The organism is Streptomyces sp. NPDC054866, from assembly GCF_053610745.1.
The window spans coordinates 926,450-948,556 of record NZ_JBSGZA010000002.1; the positions used below are offsets into that span (position 1 = coordinate 926,450).

Genomic DNA, 22,107 nt, shown 5'->3' on the forward strand with positions numbered 1-22,107 from the left:
GTCACCGCCGTAGGGCTTTTCCACTCCTGTCGCGCGCGACAGGACCGGCGACTGCTCCGGCTACGCGGACCGGAACCCGATCGTCGGCACCGCCCGCCGCAGCGGCCACGGGCGTGTGGCCTCCGGAAGGAGGCCCTCCAGGAACCCGTACCTGCGCAGCGCCACCGGGTCCTGGTCGTCGACCTCCCGCACGGTCCGCCACCACGTGGCGACCTCCGCCCAGCCGGGCGCCGAGAGCGAGCCCCCGAACTCCTGCACGGAGAGCGCCGCCGTGAGCCCCGCGAAGGCGAGCCGGTCGGCGAGGGGCCACCCGGCGAGGGTGCCGGTCACGAAGCCCGCCACGAAGACGTCACCGGCGCCCGTGGGGTCGAGCGCCTCGACGGCGATGGCCGGGACCTCGGCGGTCTCGCCGGTCCTGCCGTCCACCGCGTACGCCCCTTCGGCACCCAGCGTCACCACGGCGAGCGGCACGTGCTCGGTCAGTGCCCGCGCGGCGGCCCGGGGGCAGTCCGTGCGGGTGTACCGCATGGCTTCCTCCGCGTTCGGCAGGAACGCCTCGCAGTGCGCCAGGTCCGGGAGTCCCGCGAGGTCCCAGCGCCCGGTGTCGTCCCAGCCGACGTCGGCGAAGATCCGCGTGCCCGAGCGCGCGGCCCCGGCGATCCACGGCGCGCGCGTGCCGGGCGTCAGGGAGGCGACGGCGGCACGCGCGCGTGGCGGGCAGGTCGGGGCGCCGCCGTCCGGGGAATCGGCGTCGGGCGGCGGCTCGTGGCCGTGGCTGACCATGGTCCGCTCGCCCTCGTACGCCATGGAGACGGTCACCGGTGAGTGCCAGCCGGGGACGGTGCGTGACGTCGTGAGGTCGATGCCCTCGCCCTGTTCGAGCGCGTCCCAGCAGTACTCCCCGTAGTGGTCGTCCCCGAAGGCCGCCGCGAGCGAGGTGCGCAGGCCGAGCCGGGCGAGGGCGGTCGCCATGTTGGCGACGCCGCCGGGGCTCGACCCCATCCCGCGCGCCCAGGACTCGGTGCCGCGTACGGGCGCGGAGTCCAGGCCGGTGAAGATGATGTCGAGGAAGACTGTGCCGGTGAGGAAGACGTCACAGGGCGGATCGCCTGCTCTGCGGGCTGCCTTGAGCGGGTCGATGCTGGGTTTGAGAGGTACGACCATGCAGGGACCGTAACGGACGGACGCCGGACGGTCTTGTTCAAGGCCGTCCCGGCGGCGATCAGTCGAACGAATAATCCGCGACCTCGGCGATGTACCGCGCCCGCAGTGCCTCTTCCTCCGCGCTCCCGTCGAGGAAGGACGCCTCGAACGAGTTCCGCGCGAGTTCCCGCAGTCGCTCCTGGTCGAGGGACAGGGCTTCCCGTACGGCGTGGAACGTGTCGTCGACGTAGCCGCCGAAGTACGCGGGGTCGTCGGAGTTGACCGTGCACAGCAGCCCGGCGTCCATCATCCGCGCGAGGGGGTGCTCTTCGAGTACGTCGATGGCGCGCAGCCGGACGTTGGACAGCGGGCAGAGGGTGAGCGGCACCCGGTCGCGCACCAGGCGTTCCACCAGCTGCAGGTCCTCCATGCACCGCAGCCCGTGGTCGATGCGCTCGACGCCCAGGACGTCGAGGGCCTCCGTGATGTACGCGGGCGGGCCCTCCTCGCCCGCGTGCGCGACCCGGCGCAGACCGAGCGCGGCAGCCGCCTCATACACCTCGCGGAACTTGGCGGGCGGGTGGCCGACCTCGGCGGAGTCGAGTCCGACGCCGATGATCCGGTGGAGATGGGGCCGCGCGGCCTCCAGGGTCTCCAGGGCCGATTCGGCGGACTGGTCCCTCAGGAAGCACATGATGAGCCGGGTCGAGATGCCGTGCCGCTCGGCGCTGCGGTCGAGGGCGCGTCCGAGCCCTTCGATCACCGTCCCGATGGCGACGCCGCGTGCCATGTGGGCCTGCGGGTCGAAGAAGATCTCGGCGTGCCGCACGCCCTGCCGGGCGGCCCTCGCCAGATAGGCGTCGGCGAGCTCCTCGAAGTCTTCCTCGGTGCGCAGCACGGCCATGAGCCCGTAGTACAGGTCGAGGAAGGACTGCAGGTCATCGAAGAGATAGGCCTTGCGGAGCTCTTCGGTGTCCGCGTACGGGAGGGTGACGCCGTTGCGGGCGGCGAGGGAGAAGGCCAGCTCGGGTTCGAGCGTCCCCTCGATGTGGAGGTGGAGTTCGGCTTTGGGAAGGGGCATGACGGCGGCTCACTCAGGTGGTTCGTTTGGGCAGAGGTACACGCAACAGGTCTTGTGCGACGGTGAGTTCACCGTCGAATCCCGCGTCCCGGGCCTGCTGCTCGAATACGCCGGGGTCGGGGTAGCGCTGGCTGAAGTGGGTCAGTACGAGATGCCGCACGCCGGAGTCCACCGCGACCCGGGCGGCCTGCCCCACGGTCAAGTGGCCGTGGTCGAGGGCGAGTTGTTCGTCCGCGTCCAGGAAGGTGGACTCGATGACGAGCATGTCGCAGCCGTCGGCGAGGGCGTGGACGCCGTCGCAGAGCCGGGTGTCCATGACGAAGGCGAACTTCTGCCCTCGCCGTACCGAGCTCACCTCTTCGAGCGTGACGCCGTGCAGCGCGCCTTCCCGCTGGAGGCGGCCGACATCGGGTCCCGCGATGCCGCGTGCGGCGAGCAGCTCCGGGAGTATGCGCCTCCCGTCGGGCTCGGTGACGCGGTAGCCGAAGGACTCGACGGGGTGCGAGAGCTTGACCGCGTCGAGCGCGAACGAGGGGGTGACGGCCAACTGGCCGTCGCCTGCGACGGGTTGCTCGATGAGGGGGACGGTCTCGCGATAGGCGGTGGCGTACCGCAGCCGGTCGAAGAAGGTCTGACCGGAGCGCGGGAAGTGCACGGTCACGTCGTGCGGGACCCGGTCCAGGTTGATCCGCTGGATGACGCCGGGCAGGCCGAGCGAGTGATCGCCGTGAAAATGCGTGACGCAGATCCGGTGCAGGTCGTGCGCGGCGACCCCGGCACGCAGCATCTGCCGCTGCGTGCCCTCGCCGGGGTCGAAGAGGATGCCCTGCCCGTCCCAGAGCAGGACGTAGCCGTTGTGGTTGCGGTGCCGGGTGGGGACTTGGCTTGCGGTGCCGAGGACCACCAATTCGCGTGCGGACAAGGCGAGTTATCCCGTTGTCTCGTTATCCCGTTATCCCGGAGGCCACTGCAGGCCGCGTCCGCCGAGGACATGGGCGTGCGCGTGGAAGACGGTCTGTCCCGCGCCGGTGCCGGTGTTGAAGACGATGCGGTAGCTCTCCGCCTTCTCCTCGGCGGCGACCTCTCCGGCTTCGCGGAGGACGTCGGCGGCGAGGGTGGGTTCGGCGGCGGCGAGGGCTGCGGCGTCCGGGTAGTGCGCCTTGGGGATGACCAGGACGTGGCTGGGGGCCTGCGGGTTGATGTCCCGGAAGGCGACGGTCGTGTCCGTCTCCTTCACTAGGGTCGCGGGCACCTCGCCCGCGACGATCTTGCAGAACAGGCAGTCAGCCTGCGGTTCTCCCGCCATGGGGCGCCTCCGGTCTAGCTGGTTGTACTGGCCCCCCGCATGCTATCCGGGCTGCGCCCACGCTTCGCCCCCTCCCTCAGCCCCGGGTGGCCCCGGGTCCGCCCCGCGGCCCTCCCCCTGAACGAACAAGCTTTCCCGCCCACCCACCCGATTGCCCCGCAGCCACCGGACGACAGCGAGGACGCCTCACACCCCCGGCAGCTCCGGTGCCGTCTTCGGCGGGGTCGTCTCCAGGGCCGCCAACGCCAGGCGGATCGCCTCGTCCAGCTGGGGGTCCCTGCCTGCCGCGTAGTCCTCCGGTGTCGTCACCACCTCCACGTCCGGGTCCACCCCGTAGTTCTCGACGCCCCAGCCGTATCCCTCCAGCCAGAACGCGTACTTCGGCTGCGTCACCAGCGTCCCGTCGACCAGGCGGTACCTGCTGTCGATGCCGATCACGCCACCCCACGTCCGCGTCCCCACCACGGGACCGATCCCCAGCGCCTTGATCGCCGCGTTCACGATGTCCCCGTCGGAACCGGAGAATTCGTTGGCGACGGCGACGACAGGACCGCGCGGCGCGTCCGCCGGGTAGCTGAACGGCCGTGTGCCCCGCGGCAGGTCCCAGCCCACGATCTTCCGGGCCAGCTTCTCCACCACCAGCTGGGACGTGTGCCCGCCACGGTTCTCCCGTACGTCCACCACGAGCCCGTCCCGCGCCACCTCCACCCGCAGGTCCCGGTGGATCTGCGCCCAGCCGGGAGCCTGCATGTCCGGCACGTGGAGGTAGCCGAGCCGCCCGCCCGACCGCTCGTGGACGTACGCGCGCCGGTCGACGACCCACGCGTGGTACCGCAACGGCTCCTCGTCGTCGACCGGGATCACCACCGCGTGCCGCGGATCGCCCCCGCCCGCTGGCGACACCGTCAGCTCCACCGGCTTCCCCGCCGTACCCACCAGCAAGGGCCCCGGCCCCGCCACCGGATCGACCGGCCGGCCCGCCACCGCGAGCAGCGCGTCTCCCGCCCGCACCGCCACCCCCGGCGCGGCGAGCGGCGACTGGGCGGCCGGGTCCGACGTCTCGGAGGGGAGGATCCGGTCGATCCGCCACGCCCCGTCCTCGCCCCGCGAGACATCCGCGCCGAGCAGCCCCTGCCGCACCGCCGAACTCCCCCAGGCCCCGCCCCCCATGACGTACGCGTGCGAGGTGCCGAGTTCTCCGGCGACCTCCCACAGCAGGTCGACGAGGTCGTCGTGCGTGGCCACGCGGTCGAGCACCGGACGGTACCGGTCGAGTACGCCGTCCCAGTCGACCCCGCCCAGGTCGGGCCGCCAGAAGTTGTCCCGCATGAGGCGCCCGGCCTCGTCGTACATCTGGCGCCATTCGGCGGCGGGATCGACGGTCTGCCTCACCCGCGTGAGGTCGACGGTGATGTTCGAGTCGGAGCTCTCGTCGCCGGAGGCCCGTCGGTCGCTCGGCACGACCTTCAGTTTCCCGTCGGCCCACAGCAGCACCCGCTTGCCGTCCCCGCTGACGGCGAAGTGGTCGGCGTCCGATGCCAGTTCCTCGATGCGGTGCTGTACGAGGTCGTAGCGTTCGAGCTCGGTCTGCGGGTCGGGGTCCGTCGGCGTGGCGCGGGACGCGCCGAGGACGCCCCGCACGGGGTGCCGCAGCCACAGGACGCCGTCCTTGGCGGCCCGCAGGGTCGAGTAGCGAGCGGCCTCGACCGGGAACGGCACGATGCGATCGGCCAGGCCGTCGAGGTCGATGCGGGTGACGGGCGAGCCCTCGCTGTCCGGGGTCTCGTCCTTGTCGGGCGCCTCGAAGGGCCGCCCGTGCCGCTGCGGCCCGAAGGGTGAGGGAGTGGTGGCGGCCAGCGTGATCAAGTACGGCCGCGAGCCGCCGACGAAGGCGAGGTCGAAGACGTGCTCGTCGTAGACGGGGTCGAAGGCCCGCGCGGAAAGGAACGCCAGATGCTTGCCGTCCAGCGTGAACGCGGGCGCGTAGTCACGGAACCGCAGCGGGGTCGCGTCGGACACCGAGAGGTCCGCCGTGTTCGCCAGCTTCAGCTGCCGCAGCGGCCGCGGCCCCGGATGCGACCACGCCAGCCAGGCCGAGTCCGGCGAGAAGACGAGCCCGGTGGCGTCCCCGTCCTCCCCGCGGTCGACCTCGCGCACCTCCCCGCTCTCCCGCTCGACCAGGAGCACCCGCCCGTCGTGCGAGGCGACGGCGGCCCGGCTGCCGTCGGGTGCCATGGCGAGCCCGAGCACCCGGCCCAGCTGCCCGGCGGCGATCCTGCGGGGCGTGGCGCCGGGCGCGAGGCCCGTGGCGGGCGCGAACTGGAGCGCGTCGTCGCCCTCCGCGTCCGTCACCCAGACGACGTGTTCCTCGCCGTCGACGCGGAACGTGCGCGGCAGCCGTGCGCGCACCCCGTGCTCGGCGGCGAGCGCGCGGGCGGGCCCCTCGCGGTGGGTCACCCAGTGCACGCCGCCGCGCACGGAGACGGCGCTGCCGCGTCCCGTGTGGTCGGGAGCGGCGGCGCCGAACCAGCGCGCGGCGCTCACGGGGAACGGCTGGAGGTCGGTGCGCTGGCCGCCGAGGCGGACGTCGAGGCGGCGCGGCTCGGCATCCACCAGGTCGTCGAGGAGCCAGAGTTCACCCGCCGACGCGTACACGACGCGCGAGCCGTCGGTGGCGGCGTGCCGGGCGTAGAAGCTGTCGATGCCGGTGTGCCTGCGCAGATCGGAGCCGTCCGGCAGCGAGGAGTAGAGGGCGCCGACGCCTTCGTGGTCGGAGAGGAAGGCGATCCGATCCCCCACCCACAACGGGTACTCGATGTTCCCGTCGAGCTCTTCATGGACGCGTACGAAGCCGCCCTCGGCGTCCGCACCGCCGCGCCGGATCCAGAGCTTGCCCGCGGTGCCGCCGCGGTACCGCTTCCACCAGGCGGCCTCGCGCCCCATCGGCGCGGAGAGCAGCAGGAGTTGGCCGTCCCTTGGGCCGTACGCGACGTCCCCGACGACTCCGTACGGCAGCGTGTCCGCGGGCCCGCCGTCCAGCGGTACGGCCCGCGCCCAGCTGCGGCGCAGTGAGGCCTGGCCGGACGTGCTGACCGCGAGGACCTGTCCGTCAGGGGTCCAGCCCCGCACGGATGTGCGTGAACTGCCCCAGTACGTAAGGCGTTTGGATGAGCCTCCGTCAACGGGGGCGACGTGCACCTCGGGGGCGCCGTCGCGTGTGGACGTCCAGGCGACGGTCGTCCCGTCCTGGGAGATGCGGGGGTGGTTCACCGGCATGTTGTCGGCGCTGACGCGCCATGCCCGGCCACCGTCGAGGGGCGCGACCCAGACGTCGTCCTCGGCGGTGAAGGCGACCAACTCGCCGCGCAGATGCGGAAACCGGAGATACGCGGGGTGTCCAGTCAGTGTCACGCAGCCAGCCTAGGCAGCCTCGGCGGAGCCGGGCAGGGTTTTGGATCACTTGCCCCTGAAGCATGAGCACGTCGGATCGGGCTGCTGCGGCGGCGGGTCGGGCGTGGCGGTCACGGTGACGGTCGCCGTGGGCGGGTGGGTCGGCTTGTCGCCGTCGTCACCGCCGCCGTCGTCTCCACCGTTCCCTCCGCCGTTGCCGTTCCCGTCGTCGCCGCCGGAGCAGTCGCCGAGCACGTCCACCCGGAACCACTCCTTGCCGTCGACCTTGGCGGTGAGGTCTCCGCGTACGCAGTGTCCGTCGACGACGGACGTCACCGTGCCCTTGACAGTGATGTCGCTGGTGTCGTCGTTCCCCTTCCCCTCCCTCGCCTGCCCCTGGCAGTCGACGGTGGCGCGGGCGTCGGGATCGGGGGCGTCGCTGCTCGGGGTCACCTTGTTCTTGAAGCGTGCGTTGCAGCTGATCCACAGCACGTCGAGGTGCTGCCGCTCCAGCTCCTTGGTCGCCATCTCGTCGGTGGTGATCGCGACGGCCGCGGTGTTCATGCCTCCGTCGACCGGGTCGCACGCGGCGACCCCGATCACCGCCGCCCCCGCGAACCCGACGGCGTACAGCACCCGCCGGCGCCGTCCGCGTACGTCCGCCGCACGATCACGTAAGCGCCTCAATGCCCCCATGGGCGGCAGAGTGCCACCGCGAGCCGCCTGACGATAGTCCCCTTTGCGTCCACTCCGGAAGCAGCGGCCCGGCGGGGGTTCAGGACCAGCGGCCCGTGCGTCCCAGGAGCAGTGCGGCCGCCGCCGTCCCCGCGGTCGACGTACGCAGCACGCTGCGCCCCAGGCGGTACGGCTTCGCGCCCGCGTCCGCGAAGGCCGCCAGTTCGTCCGGCGATACGCCGCCCTCGGGGCCGACCACGAGGACGATGTGCCCGGCCGCCGGAAGGTCCGCCGTGGCCAGCGGCTCGCTGCCCTCCTCGTGCAGGACCGCCGCGAGGTCTGCCGTGGCGAGCAGTGCCGCCACCTGCTTGGTCGACGCGGCCTCCGCGACCTCGGGGAAGCGCACCCGGCGCGACTGCTTGCCCGCCTCGCGCGCCGTGGCACGCCACTTGCCGAGCGCCTTGAGGCCGCGCTCGCCCTTCCACTGCGTGATGCAGCGCGACGCGGACCAGGGCACGATCGCGTCGACGCCGGTCTCCGTCATGGTCTCGACGGCGAGTTCACCACGATCCCCCTTGGGCAGCGCCTGTACGACGGTGATCCGGGGCTCCTGGAGTGCCTCTTCCTGTACGGGGTCCATCCGCAGGATCAGCCGGTCCTTGCCCTCGGTGTCCAGGACCACGCACTCGGCCCAGCGCCCGGCCCCGTCGGTCAGGACGACATCCTCACCGGCGTGCAGCCGCTTCACGGAGACGGCATGGCGCCCTTCGGGACCGTCGAGTACGTAGCGTCCGTCGCCGCCCGCGGCGGCCTTCTCGATGGGCTCGAAGGTCGGGACGACGAAGACGGGCGCGGTCACGCCTGGCCCCCCGGCTGGTCCCCCTGCTGCCCCCCGGCCGCCAACGCGGCCTTCGACTCGGCCAGTTCGGCCGCGAGGACCTCCACGAGCTGCCCCGCGGGAAGCTCCCGCGCCATGCGGTGGCCCTGCCCCGCCCACAGCGCCATGCCCTGCGCGTCACCGGCCTTGGCGGCGGCCTTGCGCAGGCCGCTGGTGAGGTGGTGGATCTGGGGGTAGGCGGCGGGGGCGTAAGGACCGTGCTCGCGCATGAAGCGGTTGACCAGGCCCCGCGCGGGGCGTCCCGAGAAGGCGCGGGTCAGTTCGGTGCGGGTGAACAGCGGGTTGGTCATGGCCTGCTTGTGCAGGACGTTCGCGCCCGACTCGGGGCAGACCAGGAAGGCCGTGCCGAGCTGCGCGGCGTCCGCGCCCGCCGCGAGCACCGCTGCGATCTGCGAGCCGCGCATCAGACCGCCGGCCGCGACGACGGGGATCTGCACGGTGTCGCGCACCTGCGCGATGAGCGAGAGAAGGCCGATCCCGGCGCCGTCCGTCTCGGGGTTGTCGCGGTGCGTGCCCTGGTGGCCGCCCGCCTCGATGCCCTGCACGCACACGGCGTCGGCGCCGGACCACTGGGCGGTCTGCGCCTCTTCGGGCGAGGTGACGGTGGCGACGGTGATCGTGCCGACGCGCGCGAAGGCGTCGAAGACGTCGCGGGTGGGGCAGCCGAAGGTGAACGACACCAGCGGCACCGGGTCCTCGATGAGGATCGCGAGCTTGGCGTCGTAGCCGTCGTCGCGGCCGCTGTCCGGATCGCCGAGCTGCGTCTCGTACCAGGCGGCCTCACCGGCGAGCTGGTTGCGGTAGACGTCGACGGCGGCGGCGTCGGCGTACTCGGGCTGCGGCATGAACAGATTCACGCCGAACGGGCGGCTCGTGAGCCCCCGCAGCTGTTTGATCTCCTGGTACATCCCGTCGGCGGTTTTGTACCCGGCGGCGAGATATCCGAGCCCCCCTGCCTCGGACACGGCCGCGGCGAGCTGGGGGCACGAAGCGCCGCCCGCCATGGGGGCCTGCACGATCGGAAGGCGGCAGAGATCGGTCAGTGCGGAGGACATGAACGCATCGTGCCATGCCTTTTGTGGGCAACCGAATCGCGCCCCGTAAGGGGCGCGGGGAACTGCGCGAGCAACCCACGACTGCCCGCGGAGGCAAACGGCAAAGCGCCCCCGGCACGGGGTGAACCGCTACCGGGGGCGCCGAATAAGCACCGCTATAGGCGCTACCGCCCGTTGAACGCGTCCTTGAGGCGGGAGAACAACCCCTGCTGCCCCGGCTGGAACTGCCCCGTGGGCCGCTCCTCGCCCCGCAGCTGCGCGAGCTCCCGCAGGACCCGCTCCTGCTCCGCGTCCAGCTTGCTCGGCGTGAGGACCTCGACGTGCACGATGAGGTCTCCGCGTCCGCCGCCCCGCAGGTGCGTGATGCCCCTGCCGTGCAGCGGGACCGACTGGCCGGACTGCGTGCCGGGCCGGATGTCGACCTCTTCCAGACCGTCCAGCGTCTCCAGGGGCACCTTCGTGCCCAGAGCCGCGGCCGTCATCGGAATGGTGACCGTGCAGTGCAGGTCGTCGCCGCGCCGCTGGAACACGGCGTGCGGCAGCTCGTGGATCTCCACGTACAGGTCACCGGCGGGGCCGCCGCCGGGGCCGACCTCGCCCTCGCCCGCGAGCTGGATCCGCGTGCCGTTGTCGACACCGGCCGGGATCTTCACGGTGAGCGTCCGCCGCGACCGGATGCGGCCGTCGCCGGCGCACTCGGGGCACGGAGTGGGCACGACCGTGCCGAAGCCCTGGCACTGCGGGCACGGCCTGGACGTCATGACCTGGCCGAGGAAGGACCGCGTGACCTGCGACACCTCGCCGCGACCGCGGCACATGTCACACGTTTGAGCGGATGTCCCCGGCGCGGCACCTTCACCGCTACAGGTCGTACAGACGACCGCCGTGTCGACCTGTATGTCCTTGGTGGTCCCGAAGGCCGCCTCGTCCAGGTCGATCTCGAGCCGGATCATGGCGTCCTGGCCACGGCGCGTGCGCGACCGGGGGCCACGCTGCGACGCCGTCCCGAAGAACGCGTCCATGATGTCCGAGAAGTTGCCGAAGCCACCGGCCCCGAAACCGCCCGCGCCGCCGCCCCCGCCCTGCTGGGACAGCGGGTCACCGCCGAGGTCGTAGACCTGCTTCTTCTGCGGGTCCGACAACACCTCGTACGCGGCGTTGATCTCCTTGAAGCGCTCCTGAGTCTTCGGATCCGGATTCACGTCCGGGTGAAGCTCTCGCGCAAGCCTCCGGAAGGCCTTCTTGATCTCGTCCTGGGAAGCGTCGCGGCGCACGCCTAGTACGGCGTAGTAGTCCGTGGCCACTTACGACTCCGCCAGGATCTGTCCGACGTAACGTGCCACTGCGCGTACTGCTCCCATCGTTCCCGGATAGTCCATGCGGGTCGGGCCGACCACGCCGAGTTTGGCTACTGCCTCGCTGCCCGAACCGTAGCCGACGGAGACCACGGACGTGGAGCTGAGCCCCTCATGGGCGTTCTCGTGACCGATCCGTACGGTCATGCCCGAATCCGTGGCTTCGCCAAGCAACTTGAGCAGGACGACCTGCTCCTCAAGAGCCTCCAGGACGGGCCTGATGGTGAGGGGAAAGTCATGTCCGAAGCGGGTGAGATTGGCCGTTCCGCCGATCATCAGCCGCTCCTCGGTCTCCTCGACGAGGGTTTCGAGGAGGGTGGAGAGCACCGTCGCCACCGTGCCACGGTCCTCCGCGTCGAAGGACTCCGTCATGTCCTGCACCAGCTGCGGCACGTCCGCGAAGCGGCGGCCCGCGACCCGGCTGTTGAGCCGCGCCCGCAGATCCGCGAGCGAGGTCTCGCCGAACGGCGCCGGACAGTCGATCATGCGCTGCTCGACCCGGCCCGTGTCCGTGATCAGCACGAGCATCAGGCGGGCGGGAGCCAGCGAGAGCAGCTCCACGTGCCGCACCGTCGAGCGCGTGAGGGACGGATACTGCACGACCGCGACCTGCCGGGTCAGCTGCGCGAGCAGCCGCACCGTGCGCGCCACGACGTCGTCGAGGTCGACGGCCCCGTCGAGGAAGTTCTGGATGGCCCTGCGCTCCGGCGCCGCCATCGGCTTGACGCCCGCGAGCTTGTCGACGAAGAGGCGGTAGCCCTTGTCCGTCGGGATGCGGCCCGCGCTCGTGTGAGGCTGGGCGATGAACCCTTCCTCCTCCAGCGCCGCCATGTCGTTGCGGACCGTGGCCGGGGAGACCCCGAGGCTGTGCCGCTCGGTGAGCGCCTTGGAGCCGACGGGCTCCTCGGTGCCGACGTAGTCGTGGACGATGGCGCGCAGCACCTCGAGCCTGCGTTCATTCAGCATCCGCGCACACCTCCACCGTTTTGCCCTGAAACCTGTCTGTCCTGCGGCTGCGCCTGGCACTCCCCGCGGGCGAGTGCCAGCCTGCACCGCGCCCAGTGTACGGCCGCGAGGTACGACCCCGGCAAGGGCCGGACCCCCTATGTCGGTCCGGCAGGCGAGGCGGCGGCTGCCAAGCCGCCCGCGCGGGGCTAGCGTCGACTCATGGACGTGGCACTGGCTTGGGACGAGGCGGGCTGGGAGCGGCTCGCGCCGCATGTGGGACGGCGGCGCCTCCCGGTCTGGGACTGTACGGCGGGCCTTGTCGTCGGCGGCGAATCGGCGCTGATGATCGAAGCGGGGGCGACCCTGCGCGAGGGGGCAGAGCTGCGCACCCAGGCGCGCGACATCCTCGGTGGGGGCCGCCGGGTCACGCACCTCGCCCTGACGCACCCGCACTTCGATCATGTGCTTGGCGCCGCGGCGTTCGCGGGCGTGCAGGTGTACGGCGCGGTCGGCCTCGACACGCTCCTCGCGAGGGGCCGCGACGAGCTGCGCGACTCGGCCGTGCGGCACGGGGTCACCCCGGACGCGGCGGCGGAGGCCGCCGATCTGCTCGTCCACCCGCACCACCTGGTGTGCGGGGAGTGGACGCTCGATCTGGGCGGCGGGGTACAGGTGCTGCTCGCGAACGTCGGCCCGGGGCACTCGGGCCACGACCTGGCGGTCCTGGTCCCCGGCACGGACAGCTCTCCGGAGATCGTCTTCTGCGGAGACCTGGTCGAGGAGTCGGGCGAACCGCAGGCGGGGACGGACGCGGTCCCGAAGCGGTGGCCGGCGGCGCTCGACCGGCTCCTCTCCCTGGGCGGCGAGGACGCGCTGTACGTGCCGGGGCACGGTGCGGTGGTCGATGCGGCTTTTGTCCGTGCGCAACGCGCCACACTGGCGGGCCGCTTCGGCGTGTCGTAGCCGGTCGTACGCCACTTCTCTTATCGTCGTGCGAATGCGCCAGTACTCCGCAGACCTCACTCCGCCGTGGAAGAAGCCGAAGCCCGTGCCGGAGGTCGCCGCGGATGCGGACCTCGTGGTGGAGGAGCTGAGCACCGGCTTCTGCGGGGCGGTGATCCGCTGCGAGAAGACGGCGGAGGGTCCGACGGTGACCCTGGAGGACCGCTTCGGCAAGCACCGCGTCTTCCCGATGACGCCGGGCGGCTTCGCCCTGGAGGGCCGGACGGTGACACTGGTCCGCCCGCTTGCTGCTTCCCCTTCCTCACCCGTACGTACCGCCTCGGGCTCGGTGGCCGTGCCGGGGGCGCGGGCCCGGGTCGCCCGTGCCGGGCGGATCTACGTCGAGGGGCGGCACGACGCGGAGCTCGTCGAGCGGGTGTGGGGTGACGACCTGCGGATCGAGGGCGTGGTCGTCGAGTACCTGGAGGGCATCGACGACCTCCCGGCGATCGTCGAGGAGTTCGCCCCCGGCCCTGACGCGCGGCTGGGCGTCCTGGTGGACCACTTGGTGCCGGGCTCCAAGGAGTCGCGGATCGCGGCGGCGGTGAGTTCTCCGTCGGCGCTGGTGGTGGGGCACCCCTATATCGACGTGTGGGAGGCGGTAAAACCGTCCTCGGTGGGAATCGCTGCGTGGCCCCGCGTACCGCGGGGCCAGGACTGGAAGACGGGCGTCTGCGACGCGTTGGGCTGGCCGCCGAACACTGGCGCGGCCTGGCAGCGGATCCTGGGTTCGGTCCGCAGCTACCGGGATCTTGAACCGGCGCTGCTGGGCCGCGTGGAGGAACTGATCGACTTCGTCACGGCGGCTGATTCCTAGCCCGCCGTAACTGGCCGCGGGCCCTGATCCCGTACTAGGCCGCCGGTCAGGTATCTCCAGCCCGTCCGGCGTTTGAGGACCGGGGTCTGGGGCGGAGCCCCAGTTTCGGGAAGGGGCGGGATTGGGGAAAGCCCCGCAGGGTTCGATCGAACCTCAGTCCACCAGGTCCCGCACCACCGCATCCGCCAACAACCGCCCCCGCAGCGTCAACACCGCCCGGCCTTCCCCATAGGGCCCCGCCTCCAGCAGCCCATCGGCAAGGGCCCGCCCCGCAGCCGCAAGCCCCGCAGGGCGGAGAAGAGACAACGGACACCCCTCAAGGAGCCGCAGCTCCAGCAGAATCCGCTCCACCCGCCGATCCTCAGCCGCAAGAATCTCCCGCCCAGCCCCAGGCGAGCGCCCAGCCCCCAGCGCCCCCGCATACGCCCCGGGATGCTTGACGTTCCACCACCGCACACCCCCCACGTGGCTGTGGGCCCCCGGCCCGGCCCCCCACCAGTCGGCCCCACGCCAGTACAGCTCGTTGTGCAGGCACCGCCCCGCCTCGGACGTGGCCCAGTTCGACACCTCGTACCAGGAGAACCCGGAACCCCCCAGCACCTCGTCCGCGATCAGATACCGGTCCGCGTGCACGTCGTCGTCCGTCATCGGCACCTCACCGCGCCGGATCCGCCGCGCCAGCTGCGTACCCTCCTCGACGATCAGGGCGTAGGCGCTGACGTGGTCGGGTCCGGCGCCGATCGCCGCGTCCAGCGTGGCCCGCCAGTCGTCGTCCGTCTCCCCCGGCGTGCCGTAGATGAGGTCGAGGTTGACGTGCTCGAAGCCCGCCGCCCGCGCCTCCGCCACGCACGCCTCGGGCCGCCCGGGGGTGTGCGTGCGGTCGAGCACCTTCAGTACGTGCTGCTTGGCGCTCTGCATCCCGAAGGAGACGCGGTTGAAGCCCCCGGCCCGCAGCTCGCTCAAGTACGCCGGGTCGACGGAATCGGGGTTCGCCTCCGTCGTGATCTCCGCGTCGTCCGCGAGCCCGAACTCCTCCCGTACGGCCCCCAGCATGCGGACCAGATCGGCCGCGGCGAGCAGCGTCGGCGTACCGCCGCCGACGAAGACGGTCTGGACCGGGCGCGGGTCGTCGCCCAGGGTCTTGCGCGCGAGCCGTACCTCGTCGATCAAGGTGTCCGCGTAGTTGTCGCGTGAGGCGAGCACGCCGCCGGAGCCGCGCAGCTCGGTGGCGGTGTAGGTGTTGAAGTCGCAGTAGCCGCAGCGCGTGGCGCAGTACGGGACGTGGAGGTAGAAGCCGAGCGGACGCGTCCCCGCACCCGCGAGGGCGGACGCGGGCAGGGCCCCGTCCTCGGGCATGGGCTCACCATCGGGCAGTGCGGAAGGCATACCTTCGATTGTCCCGCACCGCGGAGGAAGCGGACGCCGCGCCGGAGTCCCCGCGATGCACTCCCGCCCCCGGGCCCGCCTACTGCGCCTGCAACACCAGCACCGCCAGATCGTCGTCCGGCGGCCTCTCCGAGAACTCGTGCACCAGCCTCTTGATCCGTTCCGCCACCAGAGCCGCGTCCATCCCCGCGCAGCTCGCGAGCGCCGTAGCGAGGCCGTCGCCGTCGTCGAACATCAGTTGTCCCGTGCGGCGCTCCGTCACGCCGTCCGTGACGCAGAGCAGCGTGTCCCCCGTCCGCAGCTCGAAGGTCTCGCTCTCATACGTCGCGTCGTCGACGACCCCGAGCAGCAGCTGGGGCGTGGCCGCCGCGCGGACCGTCCCGTCCGGGGAGAGGAGGAGCGGCAGCGGGTGGCCCGCGCTCGCCACCGTGCAGCGGACGCCGCCGTCGTCCATGGGCACCAGCTCGCCGTAGAGGAGGGAGAGGAAGCGGGAGGTGGCGCCCTCGGGCGGCACGCCCTGGCCGCCCGCCACCGCGACCACCGCCGCGGCCGCGTCCGCCGCCTCCGTCGCGTCGTCGAGGAGGAGCTGGTTGAGGCGGTCGAGCACTTCCGCGACCTCGTAGCCCTCGCGGGCGAGCAGCCGGAGCCACGGCCGGGCGAGGCCGATCACGACGGCCGCCTCGACGCCCTTGCCCTGTACGTCGCCGAGCGCGAAGCACCAGCGGCCCTTGCCCGCCTGGAACACGTCGTAGAAGTCGCCGCCGGGGCCGCCCTTGTCCCGCGGCTCGTACACGACTCCGCTGTGCACGCCGGGGATGTCCGCGACGGAGCTCGGAAGGAGGCCGCGCTGGAGGACCTGGCTGATGGTGGCCTGGCGCTGATAGCGGCGCGCCGCGCTGATGGCCAGCGCGACGCGGCGGCTGAAGTCCTCGATGAGGCCGGTGACTTCGTCGGCGAAGCGCATCATCCCGGCCCGCCCGATGATGAGCGTGCCAAGGGCGCGGCCGCCCGCCGTGAGGCGGTACGCCAGGGCCGTGCCGCTCGCCTCTTCCGCCTGCGCCTCGGTGGGCCACGGCACGGGGACGGGGCCGGAGCCCACTGATTCGGGGAGCCGGGGCGGGTCCTTCTCCAGGCTGCGGCGCAGTTCTTCTATCCGCTGTTCGCTGGTGTGCCAGACGCGGGCGAGCCGGGAGCCCGCGCCCCCGCTCACGGCGCCGCGCGGCGCGACCTCCGACTCGTCGTCGAGCCATACGGCGCACCAGTCCGCGAGCCGCGGCACGAGCAGCTGCCCGGCGAGTGCGGCCACCAGGTCCTCGTCGAACTGTCCTGCGAGCAGGTCGGACGCCTCGGCGAGGAAGGTGAGCGCGCCGCGGTTGACCCACTCCGTGTCGTGCGTGATCCGCTTGGGCAGCGGCGCGAGGATCTCGGAGGTGCGCAGTCCTCGCTGCACGGCCTGCTCACTCGCGTACGACTCGATCTCGTGGACGGCCTGGACGCCGCCGACCGGGAGGCGGGCCCAGACGGCCTTGGTGCCGGTGCGGTAGGTGATGCCCCAGGAGTCGGACAGAGTTGCGACGAGCTGGAGTCCTCGGCCGTACTCGGGTGTGCCGGGCGGTTGGGGCGTGGGTTCGCTGCGGACGGCGCGGGCGGGGTGGTGGTCGGAGACCTCGATGACCAGGCTGTCGGAGCTCTCCCCCAGGCCTGCCTCGTCGAGCCGGCACAGGAGCTCGACCGTCGTGCCCGCGTGCACGACGGCGTTCGTGACGAGTTCACTGACGAGCAGCACCGCGTCGTCCGCGAGACGTTCGGTGACACCCGCGGCCGCGGGCACCGAGAGCTCTATCCAGTCGGCGAGCGCCGCGCGTACGAACTTGCGTGCGGCGGCGGGCGCCAGCGGGTTTCCGGGCAGGGACGTGCACACCACCGCCGGCGGGCCGGGCTGGTGCCCCGGCTGGGCGGACGCACGGAAAGTGGTCTCCCGTTGCATCGGAATGGACCCCACGTTTCGGCTCCTGAGCAGTTCGGTCGAATACGCCTCAGGCGACACGGACAGAGTGACAGACTGGCCACGCCCATAAGCACCGAGTTACTGAAGTGGGCCGCTATGAGTGAGAACAGTGCTATGCCCGCGCTCGGTTACGGTCGGATTCCGGCACCGAAACCAGCTCCGATACCTCCGCCGCACGCCGGGAACGATCCGGACACGGCACCAGAAATCATTCCTGAGACCGCTCCGGAAGCGGCAGCCGATCTGCGCGTCCTCCTGTCCGCCATGCGGGCGGCCCGCGACGGTGACTTCACCAAGGTCACGGTGAGTGGCAACGGCCTGGTCGCCGAGCTGCACACGGTGTTCAACGAAATGCTCGACCGTTCCCTCCACTTCGACAGTGAACTCGCGCGCGTACGGCGGGAGATCATCCGTCACGGCCATCTCGACGAGCGGTTCACCGCGAGCCCGGGACAGGGCAGCTGGGCCACGCGCGTGGCGGACGTCAACTCCCTGCTCGACTCCCTGGTCGCCCCGGCGGCCAACGCGACGCGCGTACTGAACGCGGTCGCGGGCGGCGACCTCACCCAGCGCGTGGACCTGCACGACGGCTCCCGCGAGCTGCGGGGGGACCTGCGGCGCCTGGGCCGTGCGGTGAACACGATGGTCGACCAGCTGTCGCTCTTCACGGGCGAGGTCACCCGTGTCGCCCGTGAGGTCGGCACGGAGGGGCGGCTCGGCGGTCGCGCCAAGGTGCGCGGTCTGTCCGGGAGTTGGCGTGACGTGACGGAGGCCGTCAACACGATGGCCGCCAGGCTCACCGCTCAGGTGCGTGACATCGCCCTGGTGACGACGGCGGTGGCGCAGGGCGACCTGACGCGGACGGTCACGGTCGAGGCGACGGGCGAACTGCTCGAACTGAAGCTGACCGTCAATACGATGGTCGAACAGCTCTCCGCGTTCGCGGCGGAGGTGACGCGTGTCGCCCGCGAGGTCGGCACCGAGGGGCAGTTGGGCGGCCGGGCGCAGGCCCGTGGTGTGTCGGGGGTCTGGAAGGACCTCACGGACAACGTCAACTTCATGGCGTCGAACCTCACCTCTCAGGTGCGGAACATCGCTCAGGTCACCACGGCCGTCGCCAACGGCGACCTGAGCCAGAAGATCACCGTCGACGCCCGGGGCGAGATCCTGGAGCTGAAGTCGACGGTCAACACGATGGTGGACCAGCTCTCCGCCTTCGCCGACGAGGTCACCCGCGTGGCCCGCGAGGTCGGTACGGAGGGCAATCTGGGCGGTCGTGCTCAGGTGCGTGGTGTGTCGGGGGTCTGGAAGGACCTCACGGACAACGTCAACTTCATGGCCGACAACCTCACCTCTCAGGTGCGGAACATCGCCCTCGTGTCGACGGCCGTCGCCCAGGGCGATCTCGGCAAGAAGATCACGGTCGAGGCGAAGGGCGAGATCCTCGAACTGAAGTCGACCATCAACACGATGGTGGACCAGCTGTCCGCGTTCGCCGACGAGGTCACCCGCGTCGCCCGCGAGGTCGGCACCGAGGGCAACCTCGGCGGGCAGGCCCAGGTGCGCGGCGTCTCCGGCGTATGGAAGGACCTCACCGACAACGTCAACTTCATGGCGCTGAACCTCACCTCCCAGGTGCGGAACATCGCCCAGGTCACCACGGCCGTCGCCAACGGCGACCTGTCCAAGATGATCACGGTGACGGCGCGCGGCGAGATCCTGGAGCTGAAGGACACCGTCAACACGATGGTGGAGCAGCTGCGCGCCTTCGCGGACGAGGTGACCCGCGTGGCCCGCGAGGTCGGTACGGACGGCCGGCTCGGCGGGCGGGCCCAGGTGCTCGGCGTATCGGGCGTGTGGAAGGACCTCACGGACAACGTCAACTACATGGCCGACAACCTCACCGGCCAGGTCCGCAACATCGCGCAGGTCGCGACGGCGGTGGCCCAGGGTGACCTCTCCAAGAAGATCGACGTGGACGCGCGCGGCGAGATCCTGGAGCTGAAGACCACCATCAACACCATGGTGGACACGCTGTCCTCCTTCTCCTCCGAGGTCACCCGCGTGGCCCGCGAGGTCGGCTCCGAGGGTCAACTGGGCGGTCAGGCAAGGGTCGAGGGTGTCTACGGCACGTGGAAGCGCCTGACGACGAACGTGAACGAACTCGCCCTGAACCTCACCACGCAGGTCCGCGCGATCGCCGAGGTCGCATCCGCCGTGGCCCAGGGCGACATGACCCGTTCCATCACCGTCGAGACCCGTGGCGAGGTTTCGGAGCTGAAGAACAACATCAACGTCATGGTCTCCAATCTCCGCGAGACCACCCGTGCCAAGGACTGGCTGGAGTCGAACCTCGCCCGTCTCGCGGGTCTCATGCAGGGCCACCGTGACCTGATGGAGGTCGCCGACCTGATCCTGCGTGAGCTGACCCCGCTGGTGAACGCCCAGTACGGCGCGTTCTTCCTGGCCGACCCGGAGTCGGGGGACGCCACGACGCTGCAGACTCCGCCGGTCAAGGGACTCGCCTTCATCGCCGGGTACGGCTCCGCGCAGGGCTCGGTCGTCGACACGGGCGCCATGCCCGCGCACGGCCTGGTGCGCCAGGCGGCCCTGGAGAAGAAGCGGATCCTCGTCGACGAGGTGCCGCCCGACTACGTCAAGATCACCTCGGGGCTCGGGGACGCCGCACCGGCCAGCCTGGTGATCATCCCCATCCTCTTCGAGGACAAGCTGCTCGGCGTCATCGAGCTGGCCACGTTCTCCCGCTTCTCGGACGTGCACCTGGCGTTCTTCGACCAGTTCGTGAGCACCATCGGCGTCGCGATCAACACGATCATCGCCAACTCCCGTACGGAATCACTGCTCAGCGAGTCCCAGCGGCTCGCCACGCAGCTCCAGGACCGATCGGACGAACTTCAGCTCCAGCAGGCGGAGTTGCAGCGTTCGAACGCCGAGCTGGAGGAGAAGGCGGCTCTGCTCGCCACCTCCTCGCAGTACAAGTCGGAGTTCCTCGCGAACATGTCGCACGAGCTGCGCACCCCGCTGAACTCCCTGCTCATCCTGGCCCGGCTGCTCTCCGACAACCCCGACAGCCATCTCTCCGACCAGGAAGTGCAGTTCGCGACCACGATCCACCGCTCGGGCTCCGATCTTCTCCAACTCATCAACGACATCCTCGACTTGTCGAAGATCGAGGCGGGCCGGATGGACGTACGACCCAAGAAGCTCCCCCTCATCAAGGTCCTCGACTACGTCCACGCGACGTTCCGCCCGCTCACCCTGGACCGTGGGCTCGCCTTCGACGTGTCGGTCGGCGAGGACGTGCCGCGGGAGATGTTCTCGGACGAGCAGCGGCTCCAGCAGATCCTGCGCAACCTCCTGTCGAACGCGGTCAAGTTCACCGCGAGCGGCCGGGTCGAGCTGCGCGTGAGCCGCGTCAAGAACACCGGTGACCGGCGGCTCCACGACGGCGGCGACCGGCTCTGCTTCGCCGTCACGGACACCGGCATCGGCATCCCCGCCGATCAACTCCCCGCGATCTTCGAGGCGTTCCAGCAGGCGGACGGCACCACCAACCGCAAGTACGGCGGCACCGGCCTCGGCCTCTCCATCAGCCGCGAGATCGCCGGGCTCCTCGGCGGCCGCATCACCGCGGAGAGCAGCCCGGGCAAGGGTTCCACCTTCACGCTCTACGTCCCCGTGGTGCACCCCGGCCACGGACCGGCCGCGGCGGCGTACGCGGCGACCAGGTCGCTGACCACGCCGGAACCGCACGACGAGCGGGTCACCATGTCCCCGCACACCTTCCACGAACAGAACGACAGCTGGCCGACGCCGACCAAGCTGGAGGAGTACCGGGAGGGCCCGGCCGGCCGCATACTGCGTGGGCGCCGCGTCCTGATCGTGGACGACGACATCCGCAACGTCTTCGCACTCACCCATGTGCTGAGCCGCGTCGGCATGCCCGTCCTCTACGCGGAGAACGGCCGCGAAGGCATCGAGACCCTGGAGCGCAACCCCGACACCGACCTCATCCTGATGGACATCATGATGCCGGAGATGGACGGCTACGAAACCATCGCCGCGATCCGCCGCACCCCGCGCTGGACCGGCCTTCCCATCATCGCGCTGACCGCCAAGGCAATGCCCGGAGACCGCGAGAAGGCCATCGAGCAGGGTGCCAACGACTACGTTCCCAAACCCGTGGATGTGGACCAGCTGCTCACCGTCGCCTGCGCGCTTCTGGCACCCGAGGCCGCCGACAGGACAGAGCCGGACGCTCCCACCACCACAGATACAACCGTTGCACCGGAACCGGCAGGCACTCACGGGGAGGCCGCCGTTCCGCCGACGACCGAGTGAGGCACTGTCCATGAGCACAGAGGTCATGACCGACAACCGATCGAGCATCCTTCTTGTCGATGACATGGAGGACAACCTGATGGCGCTCGAAGCCGTCCTGGGGTCACTCAACGAACCACTGGTGCGCGCCCGTTCGGGCGAGGAGGCGATGAAGGCGCTTCTGCGCCAACGTTTCGCCGTGATCCTCCTGGACGTCCGCATGCCGGGGATGGACGGCTTCGAGACCGCGTCGAACATCAAACGGCTCGACCAGACCAAGGACGTGCCCATCATCTTCCTGACGGGCACCGACAACGACGCGGGCTATGCCTTCAGGGGCTATGCGACGGGGGCCGCTGATTACCTCACCAAACCGTTCGACCCCTGGGTGCTGCGCGCCAAGGTCACGGTCTTCCTCGAACTGCACCGCAAGAACCGGCAGTTGGAGAAGATTTTGGCGCGCGAGCAGCAGCAGTTCGACGAGCTGGCGGCCCGCCTCTCGGCGATCGAGACGCACCTGGCCGCCAGCAGCCTCAAGGACGTCCTGGAACTGCGCCACCACGTGACGCACATGGAGGAGCTGGTGAAGGAGATGCGGCGCGGGCGGGGGGGGGTGGGGGTGGTGTGCGAGCCCAGGAGACGCACAAACCACCACACACAAAACCACCACACCAACCCCCCCAACCGAAAAAAAAAAACAAA

15 protein-coding genes and 1 pseudogene are annotated in these 22,107 nt (G+C 70.9%); 4 read left to right on the plus strand and 12 right to left on the minus strand.

Annotation, left to right across the window (positions count from 1 at the left end; genetic code table 11):
* Nucleotides 1-60 precede the first annotated feature (60 nt).
* From ACWGI2_RS12940 to hrcA, 10 genes are all read right to left on the minus strand, one after another.
* Nucleotides 61-1,164: a carbohydrate kinase family protein gene (locus tag ACWGI2_RS12940; RefSeq protein WP_453695271.1), complete on the minus strand. Its 1,104-nt coding sequence runs from the start codon at nt 1,162-1,164 to the stop codon at nt 61-63.
* A gap of 58 nt (nt 1,165-1,222) precedes the next feature.
* Nucleotides 1,223-2,224 carry an adenosine deaminase gene (locus ACWGI2_RS12945; protein WP_453695273.1) on the minus strand — a complete coding sequence of 334 codons (1,002 nt, stop codon included), beginning with the start codon at nt 2,222-2,224 and terminating at the stop codon, nt 1,223-1,225.
* A gap of 13 nt (nt 2,225-2,237) precedes the next feature.
* Entirely contained in the window at nt 2,238-3,146 is a 909-nt protein-coding gene (locus ACWGI2_RS12950; protein ID WP_453695274.1) for a ribonuclease Z, read from the minus strand.
* 30 nt (nt 3,147-3,176) lie between these two features.
* Entirely contained in the window at nt 3,177-3,530 is a 354-nt protein-coding gene (locus ACWGI2_RS12955) for a histidine triad nucleotide-binding protein (protein ID WP_453395492.1), read from the minus strand.
* Nucleotides 3,531-3,716: 186 nt separating this feature from the next.
* Entirely contained in the window at nt 3,717-6,941 is a 3,225-nt protein-coding gene (locus ACWGI2_RS12960; RefSeq protein ID WP_453695276.1) for a S41 family peptidase, read from the minus strand.
* Nucleotides 6,942-6,986: 45 nt separating this feature from the next.
* Nucleotides 6,987-7,616, minus strand: coding sequence for a hypothetical protein (locus tag ACWGI2_RS12965; protein ID WP_453695277.1), 630 nt, complete (start codon nt 7,614-7,616; stop codon nt 6,987-6,989).
* A 79-nt stretch (nt 7,617-7,695) separates the two neighbouring features.
* Nucleotides 7,696-8,454 carry a 16S rRNA (uracil(1498)-N(3))-methyltransferase gene (locus ACWGI2_RS12970; RefSeq protein ID WP_453695279.1) on the minus strand — a complete coding sequence of 253 codons (759 nt, stop codon included), beginning with the start codon at nt 8,452-8,454 and terminating at the stop codon, nt 7,696-7,698.
* Entirely contained in the window at nt 8,451-9,548 is a 1,098-nt protein-coding gene (locus ACWGI2_RS12975) for a nitronate monooxygenase (RefSeq protein WP_453695280.1), read from the minus strand. The genes ACWGI2_RS12970 and ACWGI2_RS12975 overlap by 4 nt, the downstream gene beginning before the upstream one ends.
* A 164-nt stretch (nt 9,549-9,712) precedes the next feature.
* Entirely contained in the window at nt 9,713-10,852 is a 1,140-nt protein-coding gene (gene dnaJ / locus ACWGI2_RS12980) for a molecular chaperone DnaJ (protein ID WP_453395497.1), read from the minus strand.
* The gene (gene hrcA / locus ACWGI2_RS12985; protein WP_160504974.1) at nt 10,853-11,869 is read right to left on the minus strand and encodes a heat-inducible transcriptional repressor HrcA; all 1,017 of its coding nucleotides are present in this window, start codon (nt 11,867-11,869) and stop codon (nt 10,853-10,855) included. It lies immediately after the preceding gene.
* A gap of 201 nt (nt 11,870-12,070) precedes the next feature.
* On the opposite strand from hrcA, the gene ACWGI2_RS12990 reads away from it, so the two are divergent.
* Both ACWGI2_RS12990 and ACWGI2_RS12995 read left to right on the plus strand, forming a co-directional pair.
* The gene (locus ACWGI2_RS12990) at nt 12,071-12,814 is read left to right on the plus strand and encodes an MBL fold metallo-hydrolase (RefSeq protein WP_453695281.1); all 744 of its coding nucleotides are present in this window, start codon (nt 12,071-12,073) and stop codon (nt 12,812-12,814) included.
* Between the two features lie 34 nt (nt 12,815-12,848).
* Nucleotides 12,849-13,670, plus strand: a complete 822-nt coding sequence (locus tag ACWGI2_RS12995) for a DUF3097 domain-containing protein (RefSeq protein WP_453695283.1) — start codon at nt 12,849-12,851, stop codon at nt 13,668-13,670.
* 153 nt (nt 13,671-13,823) lie between these two features.
* Here the strand turns inward: ACWGI2_RS12995 and hemW are convergent, their stop codons facing one another.
* Complete coding sequence (gene hemW / locus ACWGI2_RS13000) at nt 13,824-15,056, minus strand: radical SAM family heme chaperone HemW (protein ID WP_453695285.1); 1,233 nt, start codon at nt 15,054-15,056, stop codon at nt 13,824-13,826.
* A gap of 79 nt (nt 15,057-15,135) precedes the next feature.
* Nucleotides 15,136-17,058, minus strand: a complete 1,923-nt coding sequence (locus ACWGI2_RS13005) for a SpoIIE family protein phosphatase (protein ID WP_453695287.1) — start codon at nt 17,056-17,058, stop codon at nt 15,136-15,138.
* Between the two features lie 270 nt (nt 17,059-17,328).
* On the opposite strand from ACWGI2_RS13005, the gene ACWGI2_RS13010 reads away from it, so the two are divergent.
* Together ACWGI2_RS13010 and ACWGI2_RS13015 are read left to right on the plus strand one after the other, a co-directional pair.
* Nucleotides 17,329-21,426, plus strand: a complete 4,098-nt coding sequence (locus tag ACWGI2_RS13010) for a HAMP domain-containing protein (protein WP_453395905.1) — start codon at nt 17,329-17,331, stop codon at nt 21,424-21,426.
* A gap of 10 nt (nt 21,427-21,436) precedes the next feature.
* Nucleotides 21,437-22,006: pseudogene (locus ACWGI2_RS13015) on the plus strand (response regulator); the annotation flags it as partial.
* Nucleotides 22,007-22,107 lie beyond the last annotated feature (101 nt).

Bases quoted from the DNA above. Each gene is read 5' to 3' on its own strand.
- ACWGI2_RS12975 (WP_453695280.1), bottom strand. From the start codon at position 9,548: ATGTCCTCCGCACTGACCGATCTCTGCCGCCTTCCGATCGTGCAGGCC.
- hrcA (WP_160504974.1), bottom strand. From the start codon at position 11,869: ATGCTGAATGAACGCAGGCTCGAGGTGCTGCGCGCCATCGTCCACGAC.
- hemW (WP_453695285.1), bottom strand. From the start codon at position 15,056: ATGCCTTCCGCACTGCCCGATGGTGAGCCCATGCCCGAGGACGGGGCC.
- ACWGI2_RS13010 (WP_453395905.1), top strand. From the start codon at position 17,329: ATGCGGGCGGCCCGCGACGGTGACTTCACCAAGGTCACGGTGAGTGGC.
- ACWGI2_RS12940 (WP_453695271.1), bottom strand. From the start codon at position 1,164: ATGGTCGTACCTCTCAAACCCAGCATCGACCCGCTCAAGGCAGCCCGC.
- ACWGI2_RS12945 (WP_453695273.1), bottom strand. From the start codon at position 2,224: ATGCCCCTTCCCAAAGCCGAACTCCACCTCCACATCGAGGGGACGCTC.
- ACWGI2_RS12990 (WP_453695281.1), top strand. From the start codon at position 12,071: ATGGACGTGGCACTGGCTTGGGACGAGGCGGGCTGGGAGCGGCTCGCG.
- ACWGI2_RS12965 (WP_453695277.1), bottom strand. From the start codon at position 7,616: ATGGGGGCATTGAGGCGCTTACGTGATCGTGCGGCGGACGTACGCGGA.
- ACWGI2_RS12995 (WP_453695283.1), top strand. From the start codon at position 12,849: ATGCGCCAGTACTCCGCAGACCTCACTCCGCCGTGGAAGAAGCCGAAG.
- ACWGI2_RS12955 (WP_453395492.1), bottom strand. From the start codon at position 3,530: ATGGCGGGAGAACCGCAGGCTGACTGCCTGTTCTGCAAGATCGTCGCG.